The 11,629-nt window shown below is 61.4% G+C and carries 13 protein-coding genes; 12 read left to right on the top strand and 1 reads right to left on the bottom strand.

What is annotated here, in order from left to right; translation table 11 throughout:
- On the bottom strand, window positions 1-654 hold a 654-nt coding region (locus M3O22_06310), incomplete at its 3' end, for a methionine--tRNA ligase (protein MDP9196358.1).
- 195 nt (window positions 655-849) lie between these two features.
- On the opposite strand from M3O22_06310, the gene M3O22_06305 reads away from it, so the two are divergent.
- The 12 genes from M3O22_06305 to pilP all read left to right on the top strand — a co-directional run bounded on the left by M3O22_06305 (window position 850) and on the right by pilP (window position 11,546).
- The gene (locus M3O22_06305; protein MDP9196357.1) at window positions 850-1,326 is read left to right on the top strand and encodes a hypothetical protein; all 477 of its coding nucleotides are present in this window, start codon (window positions 850-852) and stop codon (window positions 1,324-1,326) included.
- Between the two features lie 114 nt (window positions 1,327-1,440).
- Window positions 1,441-2,241 carry a prolipoprotein diacylglyceryl transferase gene (gene lgt / locus M3O22_06300; protein MDP9196356.1) on the top strand — a complete coding sequence of 267 codons (801 nt, stop codon included), beginning with the start codon at window positions 1,441-1,443 and terminating at the stop codon, window positions 2,239-2,241.
- On the top strand, window positions 2,238-3,335 hold the full coding sequence (locus tag M3O22_06295) for a class I SAM-dependent methyltransferase (GenBank protein MDP9196355.1): 1,098 nt from the start codon (window positions 2,238-2,240) through the stop codon (window positions 3,333-3,335). The genes lgt and M3O22_06295 overlap by 4 nt, the downstream gene beginning before the upstream one ends.
- Window positions 3,332-4,111 (top strand): peptidoglycan editing factor PgeF, encoded by a 780-nt coding sequence (gene pgeF / locus M3O22_06290; GenBank protein MDP9196354.1) that lies wholly within the window; start codon window positions 3,332-3,334, stop codon window positions 4,109-4,111. Before M3O22_06295 ends, pgeF begins: the two co-directional genes overlap by 4 nt.
- A 96-nt stretch (window positions 4,112-4,207) precedes the next feature.
- Entirely contained in the window at window positions 4,208-4,720 is a 513-nt protein-coding gene (locus M3O22_06285) for a DotD/TraH family lipoprotein (protein ID MDP9196353.1), read from the top strand.
- A complete protein-coding gene (locus tag M3O22_06280) occupies window positions 4,698-5,522 on the top strand; it encodes a type IV secretion system DotC family protein (GenBank protein MDP9196352.1) in 825 nt (274 codons plus the stop codon). The genes M3O22_06285 and M3O22_06280 overlap by 23 nt, the downstream gene beginning before the upstream one ends.
- Window positions 5,501-6,667 carry a Flp pilus assembly complex ATPase component TadA gene (gene tadA, locus M3O22_06275; protein MDP9196351.1) on the top strand — a complete coding sequence of 389 codons (1,167 nt, stop codon included), beginning with the start codon at window positions 5,501-5,503 and terminating at the stop codon, window positions 6,665-6,667. The genes M3O22_06280 and tadA overlap by 22 nt, the downstream gene beginning before the upstream one ends.
- 1 nt (window position 6,668) lies before the next feature.
- On the top strand, window positions 6,669-6,947 hold the full coding sequence (gene icmT, locus M3O22_06270) for an IcmT/TraK family protein (GenBank protein MDP9196350.1): 279 nt from the start codon (window positions 6,669-6,671) through the stop codon (window positions 6,945-6,947).
- A gap of 59 nt (window positions 6,948-7,006) precedes the next feature.
- Window positions 7,007-7,897 carry a toxin co-regulated pilus biosynthesis Q family protein gene (locus M3O22_06265; GenBank protein ID MDP9196349.1) on the top strand — a complete coding sequence of 297 codons (891 nt, stop codon included), beginning with the start codon at window positions 7,007-7,009 and terminating at the stop codon, window positions 7,895-7,897.
- Between the two features lie 4 nt (window positions 7,898-7,901).
- Complete coding sequence (locus M3O22_06260; protein ID MDP9196348.1) at window positions 7,902-9,533, top strand: hypothetical protein; 1,632 nt, start codon at window positions 7,902-7,904, stop codon at window positions 9,531-9,533.
- Window positions 9,534-9,535: 2 nt separating this feature from the next.
- Window positions 9,536-10,870, top strand: a complete 1,335-nt coding sequence (gene pilO2, locus M3O22_06255) for a type 4b pilus protein PilO2 (GenBank protein ID MDP9196347.1) — start codon at window positions 9,536-9,538, stop codon at window positions 10,868-10,870.
- The gene (pilP, locus tag M3O22_06250) at window positions 10,857-11,546 is read left to right on the top strand and encodes a type IV pilus biogenesis protein PilP (protein MDP9196346.1); all 690 of its coding nucleotides are present in this window, start codon (window positions 10,857-10,859) and stop codon (window positions 11,544-11,546) included. The genes pilO2 and pilP overlap by 14 nt, the downstream gene beginning before the upstream one ends.
- Window positions 11,547-11,629 lie beyond the last annotated feature (83 nt).

Here is an 11,629-nt window from a genome sequence, read left to right as displayed (position 1 = left end):
CACGGGGATGCCCCAGCTGAACGAGGCGCGGCTGACCGACAGGTCTTTCAGGCCGCCTTTGACGAAGCTGACGACCTCCTTGTGCGGGCCGTGGGGTTGCAGGAATTCGGGACGCTTTTCGTACAACTCCAGCAGCCTGTCCTGGAAAGCCGACAGGCGGAAGAAGTAACTGGGCTCCTCGACCCATTCGCACTCGGCGCCGGTGGGAGCAATCTTTTTGCCGTTGGGGCCATCGCGCAGCTCATCCGCGCCGTAGAACGCCTCGTCCCGCACGGCATACCAGCCCGCATAGCTGCCCAGGTAGATGTGCCCGCCATCCATGAGTTTCTTCCACAGATCCTGCACGCCCACCTTGTGGTGCGGCTCGGTGGTGCGGATGAAGTCGTCGTTGCTGATGTTCAGCAACTTGCCCATGTCGCGGAACTGCTGCGACACCTGGTCAGTGAATTCCCGGGGTGTGATGCCAGCTTTTCGTGCGGACTGGTCGACCTTCTGGCCGTGCTCGTCCGTGCCGGTGAGGAACTTCACGTCATACCCGTCCAGCCGCATGAAACGGGCCATCACGTCGCACGCCACCGAGCAATAGGCATGGCCCAGGTGCGGCGCGCCGTTCACATAATAGATGGGGGAGGTGACGTAGAAGGGTCTGGACAAGGCCATGGTGCAGATCTGCAAATTTCTGAAAATCCAGTGTCATTTCATGCCGGAATTCCAGCGGAATGCAAGGTGTTTTCGGGACCACTGAGCCTGACAGCTTGATTTTGTTTCACAGAAAAAGTACTTAAACGGGTGCTAAACACCTGATTGTATCGGGTGATGAATAACAACCAATGGAAAAAGGAACAGCCTATGACAAACGGGATAAAGACCCTTGCTGCTGCCTTGGCCCTTTCTGCGGCTGCATGTGGAAAAGGGCAGGTCAGGGAAGACAGGGCGGCTGACCAGGGCCCTGTAATGTGGGTGGAAGTGCGGGGAGAAAAAAGAAACGAACTGCTCGAAATCCTTTACGGAAAGCCGAAGGACAGCAAAAGCGCCTGGAAAGTGGAATGTGAGTCCGGTGGTTCCCTGAAGGCGGAATACAAAAATGGAGAAACAAATCACGGACTGGTTCTGGACCAGGCCCAGCGCCGGGCGTATACGGCTTCGGTAATCGGGGCATCGCTGCAGATTACGGATAATTTTCCTCTTCTGCCCGGAGACATCAGGGCAGAATGCTATACATGGGGCGAAACGGCGCAGGATTGCCCCAACGAGGCCCCGGCGGCGTATAAGGCAGCAGCGCAATTTGCTGCTGATCTCGCCCGGAAGGGTGGCTGCAACCCCTGACAGGTTTGCCGGAAGACCGGAAACCCTGCTGCCTGTGCGGCAGGGTTTTTTTATGCGGGTAAACAGGGTCCAGGGACCTTGCCCGCCGGCCGGGCATCCTGTAACGTGCAGGAAATGCTCACCTTTCCCGACATTGATCCTGTGGCCTTCAGCGTGGGGCCGCTCCACATCCGCTGGTACGCGCTGGCCTATCTGGCCGGGTTCGTGCTGGGCTGGATGTACACCGTTTACCTGTCGCGCCTGAAACCCCTTCAGCGCCCTGTGAAGGAGGAGCTGGACGATTTCCTGTCCTGGGCTGTCATCGGGGTGATCCTGGGCGGGCGGCTGGGCTATATCCTGTTCTATAATTTTTCCTGGTATCTGGATCATCCGGTGGACATCCTGAAGGTCTGGCAGGGAGGGATGTCGTTCCACGGCGGTCTTGCGGGGATCCTTGCGGCGATCCTGCTGTTCAGCCGGAAAAGAAAGCTTGATCCTTTCCATCTGGGGGATCTGATCGCCTGCGCCGGGCCCATCGGATTTTTCTTCGGCCGTGTGGCCAATTTTATCAATGGCGAGCTGTACGGCCGGGCCACGGATGTTCCCTGGGCCATGGTGTTTCCCCACGGCGGGCTTCAGTTCCGCCATCCCAGCCAGCTGTACGAGGCCGCGCTTGAGGGCCTTTTGCTGTTCGCCATCCTGGCCATGCTGGCCCACCGCCAGACCATACGCTCCCGACCCGGTTTCCTGGCCGGTGTGTTCTTCGCGGGATACAGTCTTGCGCGCATTGTGGTGGAATTCTTCCGCGAGCCGGATACCCAGCTGGGCTATCTGTGGGCGGGCGCTACCATGGGTCAGATCCTGTGCATCCCCATGATCCTGTTCGGGGCGTGGCTGATGGTCCGCGCTGTCCGCAGGCCGCCGGTGACTGCATGACGGAAACGCTGTCTGATATCCTGCGCCGGCGGATTGAAATCCACGGTCCCCTGCGACTGGATCTGTTCATGGGCGAGGCCCTGACCGGATATTATCGCACCCGCCAGCCACTGGGGAGAGAAGGCGATTTTGTCACCGCGCCGGAAATCACCTCGCTGTTTGGAGAAATGCTGGGCCTGTGGTGTGTGGACACGTGGGAGAAGGTGGGGCGGCCAGACAGGTTTCTTCTGGTGGAGCCTGGGCCAGGCCGCGGAACCCTGATGGCTGACATCCTGCGTACCATGGACAGGGTCAGCCCGGAATGCCGCAGAGCCTGCCAGATCCATCTGGTGGAGATCTCTCCGCTCCTGCGCAGCCTGCAGCAAAAAGCCCTTGAGGATAAGGACAATATCTCATGGCATGAGACCCTGGAGACGGTGCCGGAAGGTCCCGCCATCCTGGTGGCCAACGAGTTTTTCGACGCCCTGCCGGTGCGCCAGCTGTGCCGCACAGCTACAGGCTGGTCAGAAGTCCATGTGGGATATACGGCGGAACAGGGCTTTCATCTGGTGACGGATCCCCGGCCCTCTGTCGCCGTGGCCCTCGTTCCGGAAAACCTGCGCAGTGCTCCGGAAGGGACAGTCGTGGAAATCTCTCCGGCCTCTTGGTCCATCATGCAGGACCTGGCCCGGCGCCTGAAGCGCAACCGGGGTGCAGCGCTGGTGATCGACTATGGCCATGACAGTCCACGGTCCGGCGCCACTCTCCAGGCCCTGCGCAATCATCAGAAGGTATCAGCCCCGGGCAGTCCGGGGGAATGCGACCTGACCGCCCATGTGGATTTTGCGGCCCTGTCGCGCGTGGCGCGGGAGGAGGGGGTGCGCACAGTTGGTCCCGTGGGGCAAGGGGAATTTCTGGAGGCGCTGGGGATCGGGGCGCGGGCACAGCAGGTTGCCGCAAAACTGTCTGACACGAAAAAGAAACAGCTGGAACAGTCTGTAGAGCGCTTGGTCCATCCCGATGCCATGGGCCAGCTGTTCCGGGTTCTGGGTGTTGCATCTCCGGACCTGAAAGGACTGGCCGGCTTTCCGGGGGCGGGAGAAAAGGTTTTATGATCCTGCCTGTTTCTCTTCCCGGCAAAACCCTGAAAGATCTGCCGGGAATCCGTCATGGTTTTTTCACGCGCCATGGCGGAGTCAGCACTGGGCCTTGCGCTTCGCTGAACTGCGCCAGGGTGGATCAGGACACGCCGGAAGCTGTGGCTGAAAACCGCCGGCGGGTGGTGTCTGCTCTCGGAGTGTCGAGAGCATTGCTCCTGCTGATGCGTCAGGTGCATGGAACCCGGGTGGTGACAGTCCGGGATCCCTGGCAGCCCGGCGACGCGCCGGAGGCTGATGCGCTTGTCACGGACAGGCCGGCACTTGTCCTGGGAGTCCTGACGGCGGACTGTGCGCCCGTTCTGCTGGCCGATCCGGCGGCAGGTGTCGTGGGCGCAGCCCACGCGGGCTGGCGCGGGGCTGTGGACAGAGTGGTACAAGAGACCGTGAAGGCCATGGTCGCCCTGGGAGCTGACCCTGCGCGCATGATCGCCGCTGTGGGGCCATGCATCGGTCCTGCTTCCTATGAGGTGACGGAAAATTTCACCGCACCTTTTCTGCAGAAGGACAGCCGGAATGACCAGTTTTTTATCGCTGCAGAACGTCCCGGGCATCTGGTGTTCAACCTGCCCGGGTATGTGCTGGAATGTCTGGGGCAGGCCGGTGTGTCGCATGCTGTCTGGACCGGCCACGATACCCTGGCGGATCCAGCCCTTTTTTTCAGCCACCGCCGGGGAACCGTCAGTGGAAAACCCGAGCATGGACGCCAGATTTCTGTCATCGCCCTGGCGTAAAGAAAAGCATCCTGGTACAGTTGCATCCGTGACCAATTCGTCGTAGAACTTTTTCTTCGACGGGTTACCCTCAGGGATCAGCAGGGGCAGAACACGATGGCAATCAGGGCGTTTTTTCTGCCGTTACTGGCACTCGCAGGACTTCTGGCCGGATGCGCGACCGGGTCTGATCCCTGGTCTGCGATGGCCCAGACAGCCCGTCCTGTCGTGGCAGCGCCGGATGTGGTCAACATGCGCATTGCCGAGGCTACGGAAAGAACCGCGAAGGCGCTGGATACCCTGGCCCTGGTGGACCAGGCCAGGACACCGGTCGACACATCCTATGTGGTGGAGGATGTACCCGAGGAACTGAAGCAGACAGTGACAGTCACATGGACAGGTCCCATTGAGGGACTGGCCGCCCTGCTGGCCGATGTGTCCGGGTATTCCTTTGCCTCCATCGGGGCGCCGCCACCCGCACCTGTAATCGTGTCTGTCGAGGTGACAGAACAACCTGTCATGAGCGTGCTGCGCAGTCTGGGCCTGCAGGCCGGCCGCACGGCGGATATCAGCGTCAATGCCAACGAGCGTGTGATCGAGGTGCGGTATGTTCCCACGCCTGCTGTATAAGGTTTTCCTCGCGGCCTGCTGCGTGGCGCTGACGGTGCTGGCTGCCCCTGTTTCCACGCGGGCGGATGCGCCTGTGCCCCAGCCCCTGGAAGGTCTCCAGAGCATCAATACCGGGGTAGAACTGCCTTCCGATGACACGGAAATCCGCAACGATGCAATGCGCGAGGCGGCGCTGTCTTTCGGCGCCCGGGGCGGTCTGGCCCGACGCACCTGGGAGATCAGGCGGCAACTGGACCTGAATGCCAGCAGCCTGTCGCAGGCTTTTGACTTTCGCCGCCTTCTGGTTTCCGCGCCCTCGGGTCTGCTGATCGAGCCGCCCGTGGTAACCGAGGCGCAGAAGGCTTTCCTGGTCGCGGAAGAGGGCCAGACCGCGGCCGTGGCGGACCGGCTGTACAGTATCAACCAGCAGGCCCGGATTGTGTCTGCGCCGCGCGAATGGCGGACCTATATGGAACGTGACTGGGGCGAGGTGGCGCCTCCGCCGGCCCTGCTTCTGCCCAAAAACGCAAAGGAGCGGGAGCTGTGGAAAAAATGGGTTCTGGAGGGCTGGCAAGCCGGCGTGACCCAGGCCAATGATATTTTCGAGGCGGACCTGGACAGGCTGGAGCGGGATTTCAGGGGCATGGTCCGTTACCGGGAGCTTCTGGCCTATAACATGATCTCCCCGCCCTTTGCGGCCCTGGAAGACCGGGGTGTGACCGGGGGCGGGGGAGAAATGCGAGTGGGTGACCGGCAGGTCCGGATCACCAGTCCTTCCGAACTCAATCCCCAGGCGGAACGATGGCTGCCGGCAAGGAGATAGATCCCGGCACCGCTCCTGCTCCGAAGCAGGCAACATGGCCGGGAGAGCCTCCCCGGCTTCGCGAAGAGCATGTGGATGACCTGCTGGGATGGTGCGCCGAGCAGCGGGCTTCTGACATCACCATACAGACCGACCGTCCTGTCTATATAGAAAAGGACGGGCAGCTGTATCCTGTTACGGTGCGGCCGGTTGATGCGGCCGACATTGCCATCATGCTGAACCGGATCTACGGGGCCGAGGCGCTGGCCAAGCTGGCGTCAGGCGTTGATCTTGACCTGTCCTATGAAATCCGGACAGACCGCCTGTCCCGCGTCCGGTTCCGGGTCAACATCACCGCCATTACCAGCAAAGGGCGGGACACGGGTTCGATCACGCTGAGAACCCTGCCCAGTCTTCCGCCCACCATGAAGGATCTGGGAATAGAGCAGGAGATCATTGATGCCTGGGCGCCGCGCCAGGGACTGGTCCTTGTGACGGGGCCGACGGGCAGCGGCAAGACCACCCTTCTGGCGGCGGGTAACCGCATGCTGATCGAGCGGGAGCAGGGGTGCGGCAAGATGCTGACCTACGAGGCTCCCATAGAATACGTATACGACGCCATACAGTCGCCCCGCAGCCTGGTGGCCCAGTCGGAAATTCCCCGGCATCTTCCGTCCTTTGCCGCCGGGGTCCGCAACGCCCTGCGCCGCAAGCCCAATATCATCCTGGTAGGGGAGGCCCGCGACAGGGAAACGGTCGCCGCGGCTGTCGAGGCGGCCCAGACGGGCCATGCGGTCTATTCGACGATCCATACAACAGGCGTCGCTGCCACCATCCGGCGTATGGTTTCGGTTTTTGAACCCGCAGAACGGTCCGAAAGGGCCTATGCCATGATGGAAACCCTGCGTCTGGTGGTCACCCAGGCCCTTGTGCCGAAAAGGGGCGGCGGCCGCATTGGCGTTAGAGAATTCATGTATTTTGACGACTCGGTCAGAGAAAAATTGCTCGATATGTCAAGTGACCGCTGGACGTACGAGATTCAACGTATTATACCTCAGTATGGAAGGACGATGTCCGAGTCGGCCAAACGCCTGTTTGACCAGGAGCTGATCGACCGGCGGACATACCTGACACTGGCCAACGGCTTTTCCGAGGGAGGGTCATGACATGGCAGACTGGCACTGGCGCAATACCATGCGGCCTGTCCGTTTCTTTGCCCTGGACGCGCGGGCCGCGTTTCCTTTTCTGATCCTGCTGGTCCACGCGCGCCTGTGGACTTTGGGACTGGCCATTGTAGTTACCACCTTTTTCTTTGTTATGGAACGCAGGGGTCTGACCTATGAAGCAGGAATCCGGTCCATCCGCTCGTGGGTGGCGGGTCGTTACAGAACCGCATCCCTGGCAGTCCTGCGCCGGCGGATGAAGGACATGCAGGCGGCTCCATGAAACACTTTCAGAAAAGACGTGTACATTCCGAAACCCGATCACGCAGGAACAACCGCACAATGAGTGACATCATGATGAAAAGAATGGTTCATCTGCTGCGCCATGCCAGCCGCGGGGCATGGCTCTGTCTGGCTCTGGCAGCCTTTCCTGTCTTGCAGGCAAAGGCGGGGTTCGAGTATATGCCCATGGCCCAGGGCATGGGCGCAGGCCCCGCTGCGGTTTCTGCATCAACAATGGCCGGCCTGACGGATGCCGATATCATCCAGGGCGGGGCCGACAATGTGCCCCTGTCCGTGGCCATGCGCCAGATCCTGCCTCCCCAGGTCGGTTTTGCTCCCGGTGAGGGGGTTGACATGTCCAGGCCTGTATCCTGGAAAGGCGGGCGTCCCTGGCGGCTTGTGATGAATGATGTCCTGGCCTCGGCGGGCCTGACGGCAGTCGAGAGCGGCAATGTATTCCTGCTGCATGCAACATCTGCGCCGCTCATGGCTGCGGTTCCTGCCCCTGTTCCCTATGCTGATCCTGCTCCCGTATCTGAACCGGTTCCGGCCATGAGGCTGGCCCAGGTGGGCCCGGGCGAACCTGGATCCGGGATGCCCATGATGTCTTCTCCGGCTGCCGGCATGCCTGTCATGCTTGACGGGTACGGCTCCGGTTCTTCCGCGGGATCGGGGACAGAAACCTGGACGGGGGAGCGGGGCATGACCCTGCGCACCATACTGCAGGACTGGAGCCGCCGCGCCAATGTGGAGCTGCACTGGTCCACAAACTTTGACTATCCGGTCCTGGCGGCGGTGAGTATCCAGGGAACATACGAGGATGCGGTGCGCACGCTGCTCACGGGATTCGAGAAGGCAGCTCCTGAGCCGCTGGCCAGACTGCACACGAACATGAACGCCGGCCGTCCGGCTCTGGTTGTTGAAACGCGCGGGAACAATTACGGAGAGTAAGACAATGAACGCAAGGAATGCAGTATTTCTGGTTCTCGCGCTGGGTCTGGCCGCCTGTGGCTGGAAAGAGACCGGAGAAAAGATCGAGCCGCGCCGCAATACGGCGGAAAATCAGATCCTGACGGCAAAACAGCCCGCTACCGAGGTCAGGCACGATCCCCTGACCGTCACGAACCAGGTCTGGTACGGCGCCCAGGCGGTCCGCCTGCGCCAGGGTCTGCCCCTGCCGCCTGCAGTAGAGGGTCCCCGCGCTGTGGCCCTGGTTTCGGCCTCGCCCCTTCCCCTGAAGGTGATCGCCAGCCAGATTTCCATGCAGACAGGTATTCCTGTCCGTCTCGAGGATGGCGCGGATCAGCCCATCACGCCGACCGCTGCCCCCACTGTTGCAGGAGCGCTGCCCGCAGTGATCGGCGGACCGGGGGAACCCCTTGAGCAGCCGGGTCTTCCTGTGGCCTATGAAGGCCCCCTGACAGGTCTGCTGGATCAGGTGGCCAGCGGCTTCGGCACCACATGGGAATTTGACGGCACGGCCATTGTCCTGCGCCGGTATGAGACCCGGACCTTTGTTGTTGAGGCCCTGCCTTCGAAGCAGACAATCGAGGACGGTCTCAGGGCTGACAGCCAGGACAGCGGCAGCGGTGGCGGTACAGGTACGGACGAACAGGCCGAGGCAGACATCACCCAGACAGCAACCCTGGCGATGGAGCTGAAATTCTGGGATGAATTCTCCGAGGCCCTGAAGACACTCCTGGGCAACACAGGGACCTATAGCATTTCTCCCTCCAGCGGCAGCGTGACGGTCATTGCCACGCCCGGATCCATGTCCAGGATCGCGAAGTTTGTGGAGGACGAGAACAGCCGTCTTGCCCGCCAGGTGGCCCTGAATGTGCAGGTCTACAATGTCTCGCTCCGGGACATGGACGAGTTCGGCCTGGACCTCGATATCGTGTTCAAGGCTTCTTCGGCGGCTCCCACATTTGGATTTGGCGGAACACCCACAGGTCTGACCTCGACTGCTCTTGGGGAGCTGGGAGCGACGATTGTGGCTCCTGTAACGGGAACCGCAGCCAAGTTCACCGGATCCAGCGCTGTTGTGCAGGCGCTGTCCCAGGTGGGTGATGTGGCCCAGCTGGCCCAGATTCCCATGACGGTCCTGAACAACAGCGTGGGCTCGCGCCAGTTTGTCGTGAACCAGGCTTATCTGCGGGAAATCAACGTCTCAACGGACGAAGGCGTTACAACAACCGAGGTAACGCCCGGCAACATCCAGACGGGGATCACGTTCCAGGCCGTGCCACGTATTCTGCCGGACGGCCGGATCATGGTCCAGTATTCCCTGGCCCTGCGCGAGCTGATCGAACTGACAGACTTCCAGTTTGGCGAGGACGAAAACCAGAGGATCCAGCTGCCTGAAACCCAGGCCCGCGTCTATGTCCAGCAGGCCATGATGAAAAGTGGCTCGACCCTCGTTCTGGCGGGGTTTGAGAACGACCAGACCAGGCGCAGCCGGCAGGGGTTCGGGCATGAATCCAACTGGCTGCTGGGCGGTGGTCAGGAAACATCGGACGAGCGTGACGTGATGGTCATTGCCATCACGGCCACCGAAATTGATGTGAAGCGCGGCAAGGAAGGCTGATAATGGCCCAGGGCGTCGTCACCGTCGGAGAGCTGAATTTTGCCGTCAGCCTGGACTGGCAGCCCAGTCCCAGCAAGGCTGTGGCAAAATCTGCCAGGGAGGCAGCTTCCCGGCCCGGCCAGGAAGCTGACTTCTTTTCGCCCCGTCCGGGAGACAGGGGCGGCCGCATTCCCCAGTTCGGCCTTGGTTATCTGCGGGCCGGTCACAGGGCCGGTATGCCTTCCCTGGCGTGCTCCCTGGCCAATGTGCTCCAGGGGTCATGGGCAGGGGCCTTTCAGGTTCCTGAGGGGATAGCGCTTGTTGTTGTCCGGGACGATCTGATCACCCCGGATGGTGACCGGCTCTATGCGGAAGAAGGCGAGGCCCTGGACCAGCTCCAGGTAGAAATTGGCCGCGGCGGTCTCGAGCGCGTCTATGCTCCCGAAGCCTGGGCCATTCCGAATGCGGACACAAGCACGCTGGCCTTTCTGCTGGGACGGCGCAGGGATGGCCGCCTGCAGCCCATCAAGGTTCCTACCAGATCCATCCTCATCGGGGCGGTTTCTGTGGCTGCCCTGGTGGCCGCGGCATGGGTCGGGTATTCCGTGTACCAGACCATGCAGGACCGGCAGATGCAGGAGAAGCTGGCCCGGGATGCAACAATAGAAACCGCCCGCCAGGCCAGCACGGACATGATGAATGCCGAAGTGGCGCGACAGGCTGCCGAGGAGCAGGCCCTGATGGAGATGCGCCTGCGGGGCATGGAAACCGCGGGTGGAGAGATTGTCCACGACCCCTCGTGGCAGCGTGAGCCGGCCCTGCAGGTCTGGGTCAATGCGTGTCGCATGCCCATGAACGAAATCCAGGCGGCCGTCCTGGGGTGGACTATCACCTCGTTCGCCTGCAATACCGGCCAGCTGACTGTTTCCTGGTCCCGTGACAAGGGGCCGGCGGTTATTCCGTCCGATGCCTTTGTGGATGTAACGGCCCGGACCGCAAGCCTCAACCGCCCCCTGGAAAATATTCCGCCCAGGGGCCAGGAGTCACAGGACCTGTGGAGGCCGGAGGACGTGACCCGGTTTTTCCTCGCAAAGGGCTGGGACGTCAACCTGACCCGTATTCCTGAACCGGCTCCGCCGCCGCCGCCGGGCGTGCTTCCCGGCACGACAGGCACGCCACCACCGCCCCCCTCGCCGCCGCCATGGCAAAGACGGGGTGTGGAATTTACATCTGATCTGGAACCATGGGGCATGCTGGCGGAACTGTCACAGATTCCGGGTATGACCGTGGAAAACCTGTCCTTCAACGCCGGCAGCAAGAAATGGACCTTCAATGGAGTGCTTTATGAAAAACGGTAGGAAAAATGCCAGGGCAACAGCAAGCGCAATCCTGATCCTCTGTGCTGTTTCATGGAGCGCGCCATGGGCGCAGGAAGCGGGCCAGACGGCTCCCGTCCCGCCACCACCGGCGGAAGATCCCGTTGCGGCGATTGATACCACGGCCGCTGAAAAATCTGCGGAAGAAGTGGTTGACATGCTCAGCCGGAATGACAAATTTACACTTGAGCAGATGAGCAACGCCTCTGATACCCTGGCACGGCTGGAATATCTCCGCCAGATCCAGGAAAAACTGGCCGCCATCGGCGAGATCCGCAGGATCCGGGAAACCGGTATGGCTGCCGGTTTTCCGGGTATGCTGCCCGTTCCGGGATCCATGTCGTTCCCCGGCGGCCTGCGGGATACCGGAGGGAGTGGTGGCTACACGGTGGCCCGCATTTTCGGAGCCGGTGGCAAATACGGGGCGGTCCTGACAGATGATGGTGGCAGGACAGTGATTGTCAGGCCTGGCGATGCCCTGCCGGGTGGAGGGCGTGTGAAAAGTGTGAGCATGTCAGGGGTCCAGATTGAAGATTCCTATGGAACGTCTGCCCTTCCGTTCACGGATCCCATGGCAGGCATGATGACGGGTACTGGTACGTCTGCTCCGGCAGGGGCAAGACCGGCGACAGACGGTACACCCGGAAATGGGTCATAGTGAGCATAGTCCAGGATATCCTCGGTCGTCTGTATTCCCTGGCTGGTATCCTGCAGGAAAAGAAAAATACCGCCAGCAAGGGG

It is taken from the genome of Pseudomonadota bacterium, from assembly GCA_030775045.1.
GTDB lineage: Bacteria > Pseudomonadota > Alphaproteobacteria > JALYJY01 > JALYJY01 > JALYJY01.
This window is presented reverse-complemented; position numbering and strand designations above follow the sequence as displayed.